This is a genomic window from Gordonia sp. i37 (genome assembly GCF_002043085.1).
GTDB lineage: Bacteria > Actinomycetota > Actinomycetes > Mycobacteriales > Mycobacteriaceae > Gordonia > Gordonia polyisoprenivorans.
The window spans coordinates 1-20,571 of the sequence record NZ_MVPX01000223.1 but is presented as its reverse complement, the minus strand read 5'-3'; the positions used below and the strand labels follow the sequence as shown (position 1 = coordinate 20,571).

The following is a 20,571-nucleotide window of genomic DNA, read 5'->3' as shown; positions in this document are numbered from 1 at the left end:
CACACCTCGCCGCCGGACAGGGTGACGCGGTTGCTCTCCTCGCCGGCGAGGTCAGCGTCTCACGCCGCGACCTCGACCGCGCCGCGGCATGCGCCGCCGCCGCGCTGCGGGCGCGGGGTATCGGCACCGAGTCGATCGTCGCGATCCACACGCACCGCACGCCGGGCATGGTCGCCGTGCTGCTCGCCGTGCTCCGGGTCGGCGCCGCCTACCTACCGATCGATCCCGCCTACCCGAGGGCCCGGGTGGAGTTCATGCTCACCGACGCGCGCCCGGACCTCGTCGTCGACGACGCATTCGCCGCCGAACTGACCTGCACCGAGCTGACCCACGCCGAGCTGACCCGGACCGAACTGACCCGCGCTGAGCTCGCCGCCGACACCGTGTCCGACACCGAACCGGTATCGCCGCATCCGGATTCGGCCGCCTACCTGGTCTACACCTCCGGGTCCACCGGTACACCGAAGGCAGTCATCGGCACCGCAGGCGCCCTGGCTCGCCGGCTCTCCTGGGCCGCCACCGACTGGGAAACCCCGGTGGTCCTGGCGAAGAGTTCGATCGCCTTCATCGACGGAACCACCGAACTCCTCGGCGCGTTGTCGGCCGGGGCCACCGTCGTCCTCGCCTCCGACGCCGAACTCCGTGACGCCGGCCGACTCGCCGAACTCGCTGCCGCCCACGGCGTCCGGCAGATCACCGCCGTGCCGTCACTCGCGCACACCATCGTCGAGGACGGTCGTGCACCGGATCTCGATCGGTGGATCGTTTCCGGTGAACAGTTGCCCCCGGCCGTCGCGGCTGCGCTCACCCCACATGCCGGTGAGGTCATCAACTCCTACGGTTCCTCCGAGGTCGCCGGCGATGTCACGACGGGCGCGATCACAGGCGACCACGGTGGCGCGATCCACGTCGGAACACCGGTGCCGGGCACGCGCATCGTCGTACTCGATCACCTGCTGCGTCCGGTACCGGCAGGCACCGCGGGCGAGGTGTATGTGTCCGAAATACGGCCCGGCGCCGGACAACTCGGACGCGGCTATCGCGCGCATCCCGAGTGGACGGCCACCCATTTCGTCGCCGACGTCACCGGTGGTGCACGGATGTATCGGACCGGTGACCGAGGGCTGATCGACACCGCCGGGCGACTGCGCCTGCTCGGACGCCGCGACGCACAGGTCAAGATCCGCGGTGTGCGAGTCGAACTCGGCGAGGTCGAAGCCGCACTGACCGCCGTGCACGGCGTGGCGCAGGCCGCGGTGACCACCACCGGAACTCGCGACGGCCACCACCGAATCCACGCGTTCGTCTCCGGGACCGTGTCACCGCAGTCGGTCACCGCGTCGGTGGGTCAGGCCCTACCCGCGGCGATGGTGCCGTCGACGATCACCGTGCTCGACGAGTTGCCGCTCACCCCCGGCGGCAAGGTGGATCGCCGGGCACTCATCGCCCCCGAGGACCACGCTGCGAGCACCGGCGGCCGGGAGCCCCGGACCGACAACGAACGACTCGTGGTCGCCGCGGCCGCGGACGTCCTCGGCATCGATGAACCGGTCGTCGATGCGAACTTCTTCGATCTCGGCGGCCACTCACTGTCGGCGACGAGGATGGTGACCCGGCTGCGCGTCGCCACCGGCCGGGCACTGCAGGTCGCCGACGTCTTCGACAACCCGGTACTCGCCGATCTGGCGGGGTTGCTCCCACTTGCCGACGGCCGCGACGCCACGGATGCAGACGACACCACCGGCGGGTCCGGGCCCCGCGCCGCAGAGCGCCCCGATCCGCTGCCGTTGTCGCCGGCTCAACAACGGCTCTTGTTCCAGGCCGGAGTCGACGATTCCGCCTACACGGTGGCCTTCGCCGTCCGGCTCGACGCCCACGCCGGCACCGCGATCGATGCCGGCGCCCTGCGGGACTCCCTACACGGCATCGTCACCCGCCACGAGGTGTTGCGAACCCGCATCGTCAACGGCCATCCCGTCATCGATGCCCCGGATGCGGTGGCGACGACACTCGACGAGCACCGCCTCGACGAGCACGGCCCGGGGACCACCGAGCACGACACCACCGACCTCGACAGAACCATGGCCGCGCTCATCGCACGACCGTTCGATCTCGCCCGCGACCGGGTCCTGCGCGCCGACCTGATCGCCCTGTCGGCGACATCGTCGGTGTTGCTGATCACGGTGCATCACATCGCCGCGGACGAGTGGTCGGCGGGACGACTGTTCGACGAACTCGCTGCCGGGTATCGCGCCGTCGTCGAGCACCGAGATGATCGGGTTCCCGCCGCTCCGGCGGTCCAATTCGTCGATCACACGATCTGGCAGCTGGCGCGGCTCGGTGACGAGTCCGATCCGCATTCGCTCGCCGCCGAGCAACTCTCGTACTGGCGGGAGACACTCGACGGGATACCCGACGAGATCGCACTACCGGTCGATCGCGCCCGGCCGGTCGAACCGTCCCATCGCGGCGCCGAGGTTCATCGCACGCTCCCGCTCGGTGTCTGCCGTGCCCTCGACCGTCTCCCAGCGGCAACGGGTACGTCGCGCTTCATGGTGGTCCACGCCGCGGTCGCGCTGAGCCTCGCCGCCTCTGGTGCCGGTGACGACATCGTGGTCGGCACCCCGATCGCCGGCCGCGGTGACGCCGCCGCCGAAGACCTGATCGGGATGTTCGTCAACACGCTCGCCCTGCGCACCGACCTGCGCGGGAATCCCACTCTGGCACAGGTACTCACACGTGTCCGCAGCGCCGATCTCGACGCGTACGCGCACGCCGATCTGCCGTTCGAGCAGCTCGTCGCCGCGCTCGCACCGACCCGATCGCTGGCCCGGCACCCGCTGTTCCAGACCATGGTGCAGTACCGCGATCCCATCGTGTCCCCGCAGTTCCCCGGACTCGAGGCCACCCCGCTGTTCCCGCCCACCCGGACGGCCAAGTTCGATCTCACCTACGAGTTCGTGGGGCTGCCCGACACCGGCGACGGCAGTGGACTGCGACTGCGGCTCGAGTACGCGACCGATCTGTTCGACGACGACACCGCACATCGGCTCGCCGATCGCGCCGTCGCCGTGCTCGACGTGCTGGCCACCGACCCCGACCGGCGGCTGGCCGGGCTCGTCATGCCCGATGCGGTCCATGCGCTTGCGTCAGTAGGGGTTCCGGACGAGAACCGAGGCGCCACCGAGGCCACCCGCGGTCCGTCGACGCTGGTCGAGGTGTTCACCTCGACCGTGTCACGACACCCCGACCGGGTCGCGATCACCGACGGCACAGCCGCCCTGACCTACCGCGAGATCGACTCCCGTAGTGCGCAACTCGCGTCGCAGCTGGTCGCCGACGGCGTCACGGTGGGCGACCTGGTGGCACTGGTGCTGCCCCGCGGTGCCGATCAGGTGATCGCGGTTCTCGCCGTGCTGCGCGCCGGAGCGGCCTACGTCCCCATCGATCACGCCTACCCGGCCGAGCGGATCGAGACGATCCTCGACGACGCCCGACCGGTGCTCACCGTCGACGCCGATTACCTGAGCCGCGCCGGCTCGGACGGCCCGCCGGCCGGGGGGTCCGAGATCACGATCGGCGCCCGGCACACGGCATATGTGATCTTCACCTCCGGATCGACCGGGCGCCCCAAGGGCGTCCAGGTGACCCACGGCAACGTCTGCGCGCTGCTCGCGAACACCCGGGGCCTCTTCGACGTCGACGCCGACGACGTCTGGATGCTGTTCCACTCCTACGCATTCGACTTCTCCGTGTGGGAGATGTGGGGCGCGTTGTCGACCGGCGCCCGGCTGGTGATCGCCGATCGGGACACCACCCGGTCCCCCGCCGATCTCGCCGCACTGATCACCCGCGAGGGCGTCACCGTGCTCAATCAGACGCCGTCGGCGTTCGCCGCTCTCGATGCCACGGTGTCGTCGGCCGAGACCGGTGAATCGTTGTACGACAATACTTCCGGCCCCACCTCGTTGGCGTCGCTACGGTATCTCGTGTTCGGCGGCGAAGCCCTCGACCCCCGACGGCTCACCGGCTTCCTGCGCCGTCACCCGAGGGTCCGGGCGGTGAACATGTACGGCATCACCGAGATCACCGTGCACGCCACCCACCGCGAGATCGACGCCGCCGCAGCCGCTCACGCCACCGGCAGCGACGTCGGTGCGCTGCTCCCCGGATTCACCGGGCGATTACTCGACCGGCACCTGCGCCCGGTCCCCGTCGGCGTGGTCGGCGAGCTGTATCTGGCCGGCCCGCAGGTCGCCGCCGGTTACCTGCACCGGCCGGCATTGTGCGCCACCCGATTCGTCGCCGACCCGACGAGCCCGGGCGGGCTCGTCTATCGCACCGGTGACCTGTTCCGCCGCACCGCGACCGGTGAGCTGCACTACGTCGGCCGCAGCGATCTGCAGGTCAAGATCCGCGGCTACCGCATCGAACTCGGCGAGGTGACCGCAGCGATCGGCTCGCTGCGCGGAGTCGCCGATGCGGTCACCATCGCCCGTCCCGGCCCCGGTGGTGATCCCCGGCTGCTCGCCTACGTCGTTCCCGCAGGCCATGATCCGGCCGGTGCCGAGTTGACCGCCGACGCCGTCCGGGCTGCACTCGCCCAGCGGTTGCCCGAGCACCTGGTGCCCGCCGCGATCACCCTGCTCGACCGGATCCCGTTGACCACCAACGGTAAGACCGATACGTCGGCACTCCCCGATCCCGAACCCCCGGCCGAGTCGGGTGCGGGCCGTGAGCCCATCACCGACGCCGAACGGATGATCCAGGAGATCTTCGCCGAGACGCTGCGGCTCGACCCCACGTCGATCGGCGTCGACGACGACTTCTTCGCCCTCGGTGGTGACTCCATCCTGTCCACCACGATCGTCAACCGGGCTCGACGCCGAGGCCTGCGGATCACGCCGCGCGAGGTGTTCGCGCACCGAACCGTCGCCGGTCTCGCCGGCGTTGCCGAACCGATCGTCGCGCCCGCTGACGGTGCGCCGAACGACGGTGCGCCGAACGACACGGCTGCCCCGCACTCGGCCCCCACGCCCGTCGCCCTGTTGCCGATCATGCACCGCCTGCGCGAGCTCGGCGGCACCGTGGACCGCGTGAACCAGTCGCTCGTGATCGACACCCCACCGGATGCCGACACCGAATCCCTCACCGCCGCACTCCAAGCGCTTCTCGATCATCACGATGCGTTGCGCATGACCCTGTCTGTGACCGCCGGGGTGTGGGGCCTGACGGTGTCGCCACCCGGATCGGTCCCCGCGGCCGAGATTCTCGTCGAGATGCCGATCGATGCCCACGGAAGTGTCGCCGACACCGTCACCGTCGCCTCCGACGCCGCGGCCGCACGCCTGGCACCGACGCAGGGACGTATGGTCGCCGCCGCCCATCTGCGGCCGGCGACCGACGCGGATGCCGGTCGGCTCGTGCTGGTGATCCATCACCTCGCCGTCGACGGGGTGTCGCGGCGCATCCTCATCGACGACCTGGTGGCCTTCCACACCGACGGCAGACTGCCCGCGGGCTCCGATGCGACCATCGCCGACCACGCCGCGGCGGTGGCGGCTCGCGCGGGCGCACCGGAGCTGCTCGGCGAACTCGACCACTGGGTTCGGGTTCTCGCACCCGGCGGCGACCTGCTGCCCGGTGTACCCGCGGGCGTTGGGGTGGTCGGCGATCAGCGTCGTCATGTGGTCACCCTCGACGTGGCGACCTCGCGGGCGCTGGTGACCGACGCGCCTGCCGCATTCGATGTCGGGGTGACATCGATCTTCCTGGGCGCGTTGCGAATCGCCGCCTCGGCGGTCCTGCGCACCGCCGATCTGATCGTCGACACCGAGCGTCACGGCCGCGATACCGAGGCGGCCGGCCTGGGGGCCATGGATCTCTCACACACCGTCGGGTGGTTCACCACCATGGCACCCGTGCGTCTGTCCGGACCCGCCGACGACGACGCGGACCCGCTGGACGCGGTCCGTGACGCCGACCGGCAATGGCACGAAACGCCCTGCGCCGGAGCAGGATACGGGATGCTGCGTCACCTCAACCCGCAGACCTCGGCGGCGTTGGCGACGATGCCGAAGGCCTCGGTGTTGCTGAACTATCTGGGCCGATTCACCGTGGGCAGCGGTGGCGCGTGGCAGCCATCGGCCGAGTCGTCGTCGTTGCGGGCGCTGCCCGACCCCGATCTCGGCTGCGATCATCTGCTCGAGATCGACGTGGTGTGCCGGGACGAGGCGCACGGGCCCGTTCTCTCGGCGACCTTCGGCTACCTGCAGCACTTTCTGAGCGACGACGCGGTGACGCGATTGGGCGTGGCATGGGCGGATGCGTTGTCCACCCTGGCCGCCCTGTCCGCACGTGATGAGTCCACATTCGACGATTCCGGAGTTCCCACGTGACCTCGACGACCCAACCGTCCGCATCCGCGTCAGCCCCCGGAACCGGTGCGGGCGAACCGGTGGTGCCCGTGCTCGCCGGACAGCGCGACATCTACTTCGGGCTGCAGGTGGCCGCCGACCCCGCGCTCTACAACACCGGGCTCTACATCGAGGCCACGGCGTCGTTGGATCTCGAACGTCTCCGCGCGGCGGTCCTGGCCACCATCGATCGGGCCGAGGCGATGCGCGCGGTGTTCACCGAACTCGACGGCGAACTCGGTCAGCGCGTCCTGCCGATCGAGGACTTCGATGTGCCCATCGTCGACCTGCGCGGCCACGACGCCCATCAGTGGATGGCCGCGGACATGGCGCGGCCCATGGACATTCATGCGGGCCCGTTGACCGAGTGCAGTCTGCTCCGGGTGGGCGGGCGCGCTGCCGGCGCGCCGACACCGGTGTACATCTATCTGAAGGTCCATCACCTCGTCTGCGACGGGATGGGTCTGGTCGCCTTCTGCGAGGCCGTGCGCTCGGCGTACGAGGGCGCCACCCCGGCCGCGGGCTGGACATTGCGCGAGGTCATCGAGTCCGAGCAGGCCTATCGCACCGGCCCGGAATTCGAGGCGGATCGACGGCATTGGACCACGATGATGGCGGACCGGCCCGACCCGGTTCGGCTGCTCGAGGGTGAGGTGGCGCCGGGCGTCGGACGCGCACACGCACGTTTCGAGATCGATGTCGAACGTCTGTCGGTGCTCCGGGAATCGGCCACGCGCGCCGGGGTCCGGCCGACGATCATGCTGATCGCCGCGGTCGCCGCCTTCGCCCACACCCGCACCGGCAAGGACGACCTGGTGTTCGCACTACCGGTCAGTGGCCGGGTGGACCGCCGGATCCGGACGACCCCGTCGATGGTGACCAGTGTCCTGCCGCTGCGGGTGCAGGCATCCGATCGCGATCGTCTCACCGACCTCGCCCGACAGGTCGACCGTGCCCTGTTCTCGCTCCTGCCGCACAGCCGATTCCGCGGTGAGGATCTCGGTCGCGCGCTCGCCGCCGCTGCCGCCACATCGACAAACCCCGCCGAATCGACCGGCCCGTATCGCATGTTCGGTCTGGGCGTGAATGTCATGTCGCACACCACCACCCAGACCATGGGCGGTGAACCGATGGTCGTCCACGCCCTGGCGTCGGGACCGGTCTCCGACGTGGAGATCCAGATACAGTTGCGCCGCCGGGGTCTTCCCGCCGAGGTGGTCATCCGCGCGGTCGACGGGGCAGCCGAGGACGCACGCACTCTCGCCGCCGCCTTCGACGAATTCCTCCCCCGCCTCGCCGACCGCCCCGGAGACCGGCTCGTCCACCTCGACGGCGCCGACCCCGTCCGCCAGGACGAGGCGATGCCGTCGGCCGCGGTGACGCCCGCCCTGCTGCGGCTCCGGGCAGGTGGTGACGATCCGGAAGAGCTGCCGCCGAGCCGGATTCACGTGTCGGTGGCGCCGCAGACGACCGCCGAGACGATCGAGGGGATTCTCGGCCGTCTGTCGGCACGTCACGATGCGCTGCGCACCACCCTCTCCCGCCCGGTGCCGATCCTCTGGACACTGAGCACCGCGCCCACCGACACCGCAGCGATCCGGCTCGTCGACATCCCGGGCGCGACCACGACGCAGCAGCCGGAGCCGCCATACGCGATCCTCGGTGAGCACGGCGACACCCTCACGGTGGTCCTCGATTCGGCGGTCGTCGACCCGGCGTCACGGTCGATCCTGCGGGCCGACCTCCTCGATGCCCTCGCCGACGTCGCCGCCGGGCGAGAACCCGATGTCGACCCGGTCCCGATGTCCCTCGGTCGGGCCGTCGCCGAACTGACCGCGGCGGCGACCGACACCTCGGCCCTGCCCCGATGGATGGAGATCCTCGCACCGGGAGCGGCTCTCCCCGCTCCTCACGACGGCGCCACGCCGACCGAAGCCGTGATACCCGAACCCGTCTGCCGCCGCACGATTCCGGCTGCCACGGCACCCACCACCCGGCAACTGCTGTCGGCGGTCGCCGAGGCGGTGCGCGCGGTCTACGGCACACGCGTCGGCACTCATCTGCTCGTCGACGTCGTCACCGACCTCCGGCCGGCCGGCGCCGAACGCACCACCGGCCCGTTCCAGGGGCTCACCCCTATGCGCATCGACCTCGCCGACGGCAGCACGACACCCGTGCCCGGTCCGGCGCTCGACCTCTTGCGCCACCTGTCTCCGCAGGTCGGCGCCGCGTTCACGGCCGCGGGGGCGACCGGCGAGATCGCCGAACCCACGGTGCTCGTCGGGGATTACGGTCTGCCGACCGATCACCCGGTCCGGGTCAGGGTCGTCGCAGAGGGGGTCGTCGCAGAGGGGGTCGAATCGGAGGGGGTGCGGACCCTGATCGTCGAGGTCGATCCGGGACTGGTCGCCGACGCCGAGGCCCTGGCCGACGCCCTCATCGACGCCGTCGCCCGGGCGGCTTCGCAGCATCTCGTGGTCCTCGACCCCGACGAGCTGGCTGCGTTGACCGCCGTGCACGGCGAGATCGCCGACGTGTGGCCGCTGACGCCGCTGCAGGAAGGTCTCTACTACCAGGCGCAGATGGATGCCGACGCCGACATCTACACCGCCCAGTTCTGGCTCGACTTCGGCCATCGCATCGACCCGGTGGCGCTCACCGACGCGACATATGCACTCCTGCATGGAAATCCGGAGTTGCGCGCCGCCTTCGTCGAGCATGACGGGCGGCCCGTACAGATCATCGCCGCCGACGTACGACCCGACGTCGCCGAGATCGATCTGTCCGACGCCACCAACCCCGACCTGAGCGAGCGCGTCGAACGAATCCTCGCCGAGGACCGCGCAACGAGCTTTCGACTCGACCGCGCTCCCCTGTGGCGGATGCGTCTGATCCACCTACCCGGGGGCCGCGATCGACTGGTGGTGAACCGGCGATTCCTGTTGTGGGACGGCTGGTCCGGTGGACTGTTCGTCTCGCGGTTGCTCGCTCATCTCCATCACACCCCGGTGCCGGCGCGAGAGGCATCACTGCGGGACTATCTGGTGTGGCTGGCGGCCAACGGGTCCGACGATGCGTCGATCACGGCCTGGACCGACCACCTCTCCGGCTATGACGAACCCGCGCTGATCGCGCCCCGCGCGGCCGGCTCCACTCCTCGCGCGCCCCGACGCCTCGACGTCGAGCTCGGTGCCGATCTGTCGGCACGGCTGCGCGACGACGCACGCTCGGCCGGTGTCACCCTGAACACGATCATCACCGCCGCACTCAATCTCACGTTGTCGCGGCAGCTCGGACGCAGCGATGTCGCCTTCGGTTCGACGGTCGCCGGGCGTCCCACCGAGGTCGACGGGATCGACACCGTGATCGGTCTGTTCCTCAACACGGTGCCGGTGCGCACGCTACTGCGGCCCGACGAGACCGTCGGTCAACTGTTGCGGCGGATGCAGGCCGAGCGGGTCGAGATGATGGCGCACGACCACATCGGTCTGGCGCGGCTGCAGCAGGAGACCGGGCACCCGGTGCTCTTCGACGTCCTCTACGTGCTGCAGAACTTCCGTACCGACGACGAGGAACGCGAACAGGCGGCGCTGCACGACGTGATCGGTGAGGGCAGCCTCGATCACACCCACTATCCGGTCGCCGTGGTGGTCACCCCGTCGGCCGACATCCGTTTCCGGCTCGAGTACCGCGACGATCTGGTCTCCGAGCAGACCGCGACGGCGCTGTTCATCCGGTTCCGGCGGGCACTGGCGATCCTTGGCAATCACCTCACCGACCCGGTGGGCTCGGTCGACCTCGACCTCCCCGGAGACGTCGGCCTGGACGGCCCGATCCACCCACTGCCCGATCTCACGGTCTCCAACCTGCTGGCCGAGCGGGCCGCGTCGATCCCCGACGCCGAGGCCCTCGTCTTCGGCACTCTCCGGATGACCTACGCCGACCTCGACACCCACATCGATCGGGTGGCCCACGTGTTGTACGACCACGGCATCGGCGCGGAGAGCATTGTCGCGCTTGCGGTTCCGCGCAGTATCGACACGGTGGTGGCGCTCTTCGCGATCCTGCGGGCCGGCGCCGCGTACCTCCCGCTGGAACTCGATCATCCCGATGACCGGCTGCACGGCATCCTCGCCGACGCCGAACCGCGGATCATCCTGTCGCACAGTCGCGTCGTTGCGCGTTTCGCCGGCGTGGCGGTACCGACGCTGGTGATCGATGATCTCCCCGAGACCGCGGGCCCCACCTGGCCGGTCCCGCGGGTCGACCCGGACTGGCCGGCCTACGTGATCTACACATCGGGGTCGACCGGACGCCCCAAGGGTGTGGTGACCCCCTACCGTGGCCTGACCAACATGCAGTTGAACCACCGGGAGAAGGTGTTCGAGCCGGCGATCGCGGTGGCCCGCGCCGCCGGTGTGCAGGGGCGGCTACGGATCGCGCACACCGTGTCCTTCGCCTTCGACATGTCGTGGGAGGAATTGCTCTGGCTCGTCGAGGGCCACGAGGTGCACGTCTGCGACGAGGATCTGCGTCGCGACTCCGCCGCGCTCGTCGCCTACTGTGCACGGCATCGCATCGACGTCATCAACGTGACCCCCACCTACGCGGCACAGTTGTTCGCCGACGGTCTCCTCGACGAGGACACGCACGTGCCACCGCTGGTGCTGCTCGGTGGCGAAGCCGTCGGCGATCCCGTGTGGACGGCTTTGCGCGAACACCCAAAGACCTTCGGCTACAACCTGTACGGGCCGACCGAGTACACGATCAACACACTCGGCATCGGCACCGACGAGTCCGACACCTCGTCGGTGGGCACACCGATCTGGAACACCCGTGCGCACCTGCTCGACGGGTGGCTGCGTCCCGTTCCGGCCGGGGTTGCCGGCGAGTTGTACATCAGCGGTGCCGGCCTGGCGCGCGGCTACCTCGGGCGGCCGGATCTGACGGCCGAGCGGTTCGTTGCCGACCCGTTCGGCACCGGCGGGCGCCTGTACCGCACCGGGGATCTGATGCGGATGCGCGCCGACGGCAACCTCGACTTCCTCGGTCGGACCGACGATCAGGTGAAGGTCCGCGGCCACCGCGTGGAGCTGGCCGAGATCGATGCCGCGCTCACCGCACTCGACGACGTCGCCGGATCGGCTGTCGTCGCCGCCGAGGACCCCAGCGCACCGGGCGTCAAACGCCTTGTGGCCTACCTGATTCCGGCGGATCCGGAGCTCGGTGTCGACGTCGCCGATGTGCGCAGGCGCCTCGCCGCGACGTTGCCGGACTACATGGTGCCGACGCTGTTCGCGTCGGTGGCCGGATTCCCGATGACGGTCAACGGCAAACTCGACGTGAAGGCGCTGCCGCAGCCGGCGCCGGCCACCACCCGGCGGGCCCCGCGCACCGACCTCGAGCGTCGGCTGTGTGCGATGTTCGCCGAGGTCCTCGGGCTTCGCGGCGAAGCCGCCATCGATACACGCGAAGCCGCCGCCGATACCGCCGATCCGGTGGTGGGTGTCGACGACGATTTCTTCGAACTCGGCGGACATTCGATGGCCGCGATGAAACTGGTGTCGGCGTTGCGTGGCGAGCTCGGCGCCGAGATCACCATCCGCGATCTGTTCGAGGCTCGGACTCCCGCCGAGATCGCCGCCCGGGTGCACTTCACCGGATCGCGTACCGACATCGTCGTCGGGCCCCGCCCGGATCGGATCCCGTTGTCCCCGGCGCAGGAACGGCTGTGGGTGCTCTATCGCCTCGATCCCGACGACACCTCCTACCATTACGGTCACGTGATCCGCCTGCACCAGCCGATCGACCCCGACGCCCTGCGGGCCGCGGTGGCCGACCTGCTGATCCGCCACGAGAGCCTGCGTACCGTCGTCGTCGACGGAGGCGACGGAACCGACACCACCGGCAGCGCCGCCGATCTCGTCGCGCACCAATCGATCCTGCCGGTCGAGCAGATCTCCGAGATGATCGGCGCACGGACGCTGGTCGAGGTGCACACGCTCGACGACGTCGACGACCCGGAGGCGGTGCTCGGTGAACGGGCCCGCGAGACGCTGACCCGCCCGTTCGACCTGCGTACCGCTCCCCCGATCCGGTTCCGTCTGGATCTGCTGGAGAAACCTTCTGCCACCGGCACTCTCGCCGGTGTGCTCACGATCGCCGCACATCACATCGCGACCGACGAATGGTCGGACCGGCCGATGCTCACCGATCTGACCGCCGCATATCTCGCGCGGGCGGCGGGTACCGCACCCGACTTCGCTCCGCTGCCGGTCCAGTACGCCGATTACGCGCTCTGGCAACGGGATCGGCTCATCGAGCGTGGTGATGAGCAACTCGACTTCTGGGCCTCGACGCTCGCCGATCTGCCCGACGAATTGCCACTGCCGCGTGATCACGCGCGGCGACCGGGTGTGGCGGGACCCGCGGCCACCGAGACCGCGATCGTGGACGCGGCGACCCGGGCCCGCCTGGCCGCACTCGCCTCGGCGCGGGGCGCCAGCATGTTCATGGTGGTGCAGGCCGCGGTTGCGGCTCTGTTGCATCGGGTGGGTGCCGGCGACGACATCCCGCTCGGCAGCCCCATTTCCGGACGCAACGACCCGGCACTCGACGATCTCGTCGGGTTCTTCGTCGACACGCAGGTGCTGCGCACCGACGTGAGTGGCCGACCTCGTTTCGGTGAACTCGTCGAGCGGGTGCGCACGGCCGATCTCGCGGCCTTCGACCACCAGGACGTGCCGTTCCAACGCATCGTCGAACGGCTGACACCGCGCCGCGAGTCGGGCCGTAATCCGCTGTTTCAGGTCAGTGTCTCGTATCTGCCGCTCGACGCGGTTCCGCAGAGCTTCCTCGGCGTCAGGGCCACATTCATGCCGTTGGTCGCCGAGTCCGCGAAGTTCGACCTCGGCTTCACCGTCGTCGACCTCACGCACTCCGGTGAGTTGAGCGTCGCGCTCGAGTACGCGACCGCACAGTTCGATCCGTCGACGGCACGTACCCTGCTGCGCGGCCTGATGCGCGTACTCGCCACGGTCGGTGACGATCCCGACGTCCCGGTGAGTGACATCGTCCTGCTCGACGACGCCGAGATCGCGCGTCTACGCACCGAGGAACGGGGTCCGCGCGGCACGGCCGACGATTCCACGACCGTGGTCGATCTGCTCGACGAATACGCCGGGACCCACGGCGATGTCCTCGCCGTCCGTGACGTGAGCGGCATTGCGCTCACCTATGCCGACACCCGCACCACCGCACTGCGGATCGCGGATCGGCTCGATGAACACCTCGCCGGCACCGCCGATCCGGTGGTCGCCGTCCTCATGTCCCGTGGTGCGGCGCAGCTCGTCGCCCTCCAGGGCGTGTTGCATAGTGGCGCAGCCTATCTGCCGATCGACGCGGACGTTCCCACCGAACGTGTCTCCACCATCCTCGGCGCCGCCCGGCCCGTCGCGGTACTCGCCGACACCGTCACCGCGTCCATCGCCCGGGCGGCGGCGCCCGGGATCCCGACGATCCTCCTCGGGGCCGGCGGATCGCCAATCGACCCGGGCACCCCGGGTGCCGCCGGTGTCCTGCGTCGCACGGCACGACCCGACGATGCGGCCTACGTCATCTACACCTCCGGCTCGACCGGCACACCCAAGGGTGTCGTCGTCAGCCACCGCAACGTGGTCAATGTGTTGCGCTGGCGGCGCGACACCATTCCCGGTCGCCTCGGTGCCGGCGATGTGGTCCTCGCGAAGACACCCGTCGGCTTCGACGGCGCGGTGTGGGAGTTGTTGTTGCCCTTCGTCACCGGTGCCACCGTGGTCGTCGCCGCCGACGGCGACCACCGGGATCCACGACACTTGGCCCGACTCATCGGCGAGTACGCCGTCACCACCACGGTTTTCGTTCCCTCGCTGCTCGAGTTGTTCGTGGACCACCTCGCCGGACTACCGAGCCTGCGCCACATCATTGCCGGCGGTGAGGCCCTGCCGGCCGCGCTGGCCCGACGGGTGGGCGCTGCGGCACCCGGGGTGTCGCTGATCAATGCCTACGGCCCGACCGAGACCACCGTCGTCGTGACCGACCGGCTCGCCAACCCGACCGTCACGGGCCCGACGGTGCCGATCGGCCGGCCCGTTGCCGGCACCGAGTTGCTCGTCCTCGACGAGTCGCTGCGGCGCGTTCCCGACGGCGTGACCGGGGAACTGTATGTCCGCGGGATCCCGGTGACCCGCGGCTATCTCGGCCGGCCCGACCTGACCGCGGCGGCCTACGTCGCCGATCCCACCGGCGACGTGCCCGGTGCCCGGCTTTATCGCACCGGCGACCTCGTCGTCCGCCGCTCCGGCGAACTCGAGTACCTCGGGCGTGCCGACACCCAGGTCAAGGTCCGTGGCAACCGGGTCGAACTCGGCGAGATCGAAGCATGCCTGCGCGCCGTCGACGGGGTGGCCGCCGCGGCCGTTCGCGTCGACGGTGACCGCATCATCGGATGGATCGTGCCCACCGACCCGTCGGTCATCGACACATCCTCCTCCGGATCCCTGGCCGATCACACCGCACTGGTGTCGGCGGTCGAGCGTTCCATGCGGCGACGTCTGCCGTCCTACATGGTCCCGACCCCGATCGTGGTGTGTGAGTCGTTCCCGTACAACCACACCGGCAAACTGGATCGGTCGGCGCTACCCGTGCCGGACACCGCCGACAACAGCGGTGTCGACGAGCACAGCGCCACCGCACCACGTTCGACGATCGAAACCGATCTCACGGAGATCTTCGGTGCTGTGCTCGGTCACCCGGTCGCCGACGTGCATGCGGATTTCTTTGCCCTCGGCGGACATTCACTGCTCGCGATCAGGGCCATCAACCTGATCCGCGACACCCTGGGCCACGATCTCGAGTTGCGGACACTCTTCGATCACCCGACGGTCGCCGGGCTTGCCGCACACCTCCTCGCCCTGCCCGCCGACGCAGACTCCGACACCGCCGCGCGCGCACCGGAACTGCGGCGCCGCGCGGGTGGACGCGCAGTGCTGTCCTACGGGCAGGAGCGGATGCTCACGCTGCACGGCGTCGCCGGACCCACGAGCACCTACAACGTGCCGATGCTCTGGCGGCCCGGCGGACCGACGGGCCCGGCCGAGACCATCGATCCGACGGTGTTGCGCGCAGCGGTCGCCGATGTGGTGGCGCGTCACGAGGTCCTGCGAACCCGCTACCCCGACCAGCGTCCCGAGGCCCTCGACGATCCGGAGATCGTCGTCGAGACCGTCACCGACCCGACCCATCTCGCCCGGGTGGCCGCGCATGCGTTCGACCTGGCGACCGAGATCCCCATTCGGGTGGCGGCCACCGACGACGTGGCGCTGGTGACGATCCACCACATCGCGACCGACGAATGGTCGGCTTCGCCGCTGCGCGCAGACCTGACCACCGCCTATCGTGCGCGAGCGGCCGGGCACGCACCCCAGTGGCCGCCGCTGCCCATTCAGTACTCGGATTTCGCTGCGTGGCAACGAGATCTGATCGAGGGCGGGCGTGGCGAGAAACAACTCGACTTCTGGCGCACGGCGCTGCACGGGCTACCCGAGGAACTCGCGCTGCCCTACGACCACACCCGACCGCCACGACCGTCCGGGCGCGGCGACGGGGTCTTCCTCGCACTACGTCCCGCTCTCGTCGGCGACCTGCGCCGCCTTGCCGCGGCCACCGGGACGTCGATGTTCATGCTGATGCGCACGGCGGTCGCGGTGTTGCTGTCGCGGCTCGGCGGCGGAGACGACATCGCACTCGGTACCCCGGTGACGGTGCGGTCGGACACGCGTCTGGAGTCTCTGGTCGGGTTCTTCCTCAACACCGTCGTCCTGCGCACCGACCTGTCGGGCGATCCGTCGGCCGCCGAACTGCTCGCGCGGGTGCGGGAGGCCGACCTCGCGGCTCTCGACAACCGTGATGTCCCGTTCGAACGGGTCGTGGAAGCCGTTGTGCCACGACGCTCGGCCGCGATGAACCCGCTGTTCCAGACGATGGTGGTCTACGTCGACGGTGTGCTGCCCGGCGGTGATCCGGAGCAGAATCCCTCCGCCGCGCTGCCCGCACCGACGACCGCGAAGTTCGATCTGTCCTTCGACTTCACCGAGGACTCGACCTCGGGTGACGCGACCACAGCAGGATCGACCGGGGCACGCGTGGGCGGAGTCATCGAATACAGCACCGACCTGTTCGACCGGCCGACCGTCGAGGCGATGGCAAAGCGGCTCGTGACGATTCTTGAGTTCATGGCGGCGCGGCCCGATACGCCGTTGCGGCAGTTGGACATCCGAGTGTCCCGGGAACGTCGGGAGCTCTACCGGCCCGGCCCCGAGCCGACCACGTTCGACGTGCTGCTCGACGCCGCGGTCGAACGCGACCCGTCGGCGCCGGCGCTGCGCGGACCGGACGGGCGACGCACCTTCGGCGAGTTGCGTGACCGGGTCCACCTGATCGCCGCCCGGTTGATCCGCGCCGGGATCGGCGCCGAGGACGTCGTCGTCGTCCGGCTCCCGCGCGGGATCGCCGCGGTGGAAACGATCTTCGGTGTTCTCCATGCCGGTGCGGCGTACCTACCGATCGAGCCCGACACCCCCGACGACCGGGTGGCGGTGATGATCGAGGCCGCCCAGCCACGACGCGTCATCGACCGCCTCGACGACGATCTGCTCGCACCCCGCGGGGACGAGGAGTCGTGGGCGCCGGAAATGCGCAGCACCCCGGTGCATCCCGAGCATCCCGCCTATTACATCTTCACCTCCGGATCGACCGGGACACCCAAGGGCGTGGTGATCACCCATCGCGGGTTGAGCAACCTGTTCGCCAGCCACCGCCGGATGCTGCATCGGCCTGCGGTGGCGCGCACCGGCCGCGAGCGGCTGCGAGTCGGGCATGCGTGGTCGCTGGCCTTCGACGCCTCCTGGCAGCCGCAGTTGTGGTTGCTCGACGGGCACGAGGTGAGCATCGTCGACGCCGAGGTCCAGCGCGACGCGCAGGCTCTCGCGGCCACCCTCCTCGAGCAGCGGTGGGACTTCCTCGAACTCACCCCGTCACATCTTCGGCAGCTCGGCGGTGCCGAGAGATCGATGGCGGCAATCGGTTTCGGTGGTGAAGCGATCTCCGGCGAACAGTGGGAGGCGTTGCGGGCGTTACCGGACTCCGACGCCTACAACCTCTACGGTCCCACCGAGGGCACCGTCGATGCGCTCGTCGCGCGGGTGTCCGACACGCCGCGACCGGTGATCGGCCGTCCGGTCGACGGGGTGCGCGCCTACATCCTCGACGACCATCTGCTGCCGGTCGCCGACGGCGTCGACGGCGAGTTGTACCTCGCCGGTGCCGGGCTGGCCCGCGGCTACCTCGGCCGTGGTGAACTGACCGCCGAGCGGTTCGTCGCCGACCCGATCGCCGGCGACGGCACCCGGATGTATCGCACCGGCGACGTGGTGCGCTGGACGACCGCAGGCGCGAACGGACCGGGCGAGGCAGCGATCGAGTATCGCGGTCGTGGCGACGATCAGGTGAAGATCCGCGGGCACCGCGTCGAACTCGGCGACGTCGAGGCGGCGATGCTCGCCGATGCCGACGTCTCGGCGGCGATCGCGGTGGCCCGCAGCGGTCATCTGATCGGGTACGTGGTGCCGGCCCGGGATCGGACACCCGAGGCCTCCCTCATCCGCGCGCGGCTACGGTCCTCACTACCCGACTATATGGTGCCCACGGTCGTGGTCATCTGCGCGGGATTCCCCACCCTCAGCAACGGCAAGATCGACCGTCGATCGCTACCGGAACCGTCGTTCGATCGGGTCATCCGCACGCCGGAAACACCCGAGCAGCAACGCATCTGCGAGGCCTTCGCCGAGGTGCTCGATCTCGCCGCGGACGAGATCGGGATCGACGACGACTTCGCCGAACTCGGCGGTGACAGCATCGTGGCGATGCAGCTCGTCGCGCGATTGCGTGCAGCGAACTTCGTGGTCGGCCCCCGCGATGTGATGACCCATCGCACCCCGGCCGAACTCGCCGCACGCCTGCGCGTCCCCGTGGCGGGGCAGGCCACCGAAGCCGCGGCTCTGCCGCGTCTCGAGTCGGGCCCGGTCCCGGCCACCCCGATCGTGCGCTGGCTGCAGTCGCTCGCCGGATCCGATGCCCGGCTCGTCACCGGATTCCATCAGTCGGCATTGCTCACCGTGCCCGCCGGACTCGATGTGGATGCCCTCTCCGGCGCTCTGGCGGCACTCACGACGCGGCACGCGATGCTGCGGGCACGACTCGTCGCCGACGAAAACCCCTGGCGTTTCGACATTCCCGCAGATTCGGCACCCGTCCCGGTGCGCCGGGAGACCGACCGCGATGTCACGGCGGTGGCGCAGCGGGCACGCGAGCACCTCGACCCGGCGGCCGGGGTGATGATGTCGGCGGTGTGGCTGGACTTCGAAGACGAGCCCGGACGTCTGCTCCTGCAGATCCACCATCTCGTCGTCGACGGCGTCTCGTGGCGTGTGGTCGTCCCCGAACTGATCGCCGCCTACACCCAGATCGTCGCCGGTGAGCCGGTCTCCCTCGGCCCCGTTCCGGCCGGATTCGCCGGTTGGGCAACCGAACTCGTGGCGGCCGATCGCCGCGACGAACTCCCCCTGTGGCAACGGCTCACCGCCTCGGCGACCGCGACGGTGTTCTCGCGGCCACCGGCCCCGGACACCGATCGCGAGGCCCACGCCCACCGGCATCGGGTCACCGTCGACACGCCGGTCGCGCAAGCCGTCCTGGGTCCGTTGCCGGCACGGCTGCGGGTGGGTGTCGACGACGTGTTGCTCGGCGCATTGGGCGCCGCACTACCCGCGCCTACACTCGTCGACCTCGAGGGGCACGGCCGCGAGGAACAGGCCGTACCCGGTGCCGATCTCACCGGCAGCGTCGGATGGTTCACCGCCGTGCATCCCGTGGTCGTCGGCGGCGGATCCGATGCCGCCGAACAGGCGCGCGCGCTGGCCGCCGCCCGCGCCGAGATCCCCGACGGCGGAATCGGCTACGGCCTCCTGCGCCATGTGGCCGGTATCGATCTGCCCTCGGCCGCCATCGAATTCAACTATCTGGGCCGCTACCGGTCCTTCGAGTTCGACGGATGGGCCATGGCCGCGGAATCGGCGGAAGTCGGCCCCGGCGAGCTCATGCCCGCCGGCTACGGCCTGATCGTCAACGTGGTCACCCTCGACGGGCCCGACGGTCCGCAACTGAGTGCCACGTGGGTGTCGCAGCCCGGCGTGATCGACGACGATACGGTGGCCGCACTGGCCGATCGGTGGGTCGCCGCACTGACGACACTCACCGCGAACGACACGACCCCGACACCTGGAGAGAACTGATGGCCGCAGCCGTCCGAGCAGTGCTCATCGACATCACCCCGCTACGGGTGAGCGTGCCCTTCCGACGGATCTTCGTGGCCCGGTTGATCTCCCTCGTGGGGATCGGCATGCTGCTGGTGTCGGTGCCGGTGCAGGTGTACAACCTGACCGGATCGTCGATGCAGGTCGGCACCGCCACCGCGGTCACCGGCCTCGCGACGTTCCTCGGCATGCCCCTCGGCGGTGTCCTCGCCGACCGGTTCGATCGCCGGTCACTGATCCTCGTCGGGCGCAGCGCGGCCGCGCTCGCCTTCATGGGGTTGGCCGCCAATGCCTTCGGCGTGTTCGGTCAGGCTGCGGCGCTACCGGTGCTCTATGTGTTGGCCGTGACCGACGGGCTCATCGGGGCACTGTCCATTGCCGCGCTGATGGCGGCCATACCGACGCTGATCGACAGGAGACACCTCCCCTCGGTCGGTGCGCTCGGGGCGTTCAGTGTTCGTCTGGGCTCGGCGGTCTCCCCCGGGATCGCCGGATTCATCATCGGCGCGGCCGGCGTGCAGTGGGCCTACGTCACCGCCGCGGTGGTGGCCACGGTGGCGGTGCTCATCCTTCTCGGATTGCCGAGTCTCCCACCGGATGCGGCGATTCTCGGCGACCGATCGGAGCGCGCCGACGAGGAGCCCGGCGACCGCACCCCGGACGACACGACGACCGTCGAAACCACCGCCGCCACGACACCGTCCCTGTGGCGGTTCCTGCGCACCCGGCGGGGGATCACCGCGGGG

General features: G+C 70.0%; 3 protein-coding genes. All 3 read left to right on the top strand.

Annotated features, from left to right (window positions below; all coding sequences use genetic code 11):
* On the top strand, positions 1–6,398 hold a 6,398-nt coding region (locus tag B1964_RS10235), incomplete at its 5' end, for a non-ribosomal peptide synthetase (RefSeq protein ID WP_079929688.1).
* The gene (locus tag B1964_RS10230) at positions 6,395–19,804 is read left to right on the top strand and encodes a non-ribosomal peptide synthetase (protein ID WP_079929687.1); all 13,410 of its coding nucleotides are present in this window, start codon (positions 6,395–6,397) and stop codon (positions 19,802–19,804) included. The genes B1964_RS10235 and B1964_RS10230, both read left to right, overlap by 4 nt.
* Positions 19,804–20,571: MFS transporter (locus tag B1964_RS10225; RefSeq protein ID WP_139765695.1), on the top strand; the 768-nt coding region annotated here is incomplete at its 3' end. The genes B1964_RS10230 and B1964_RS10225, both read left to right, overlap by 1 nt.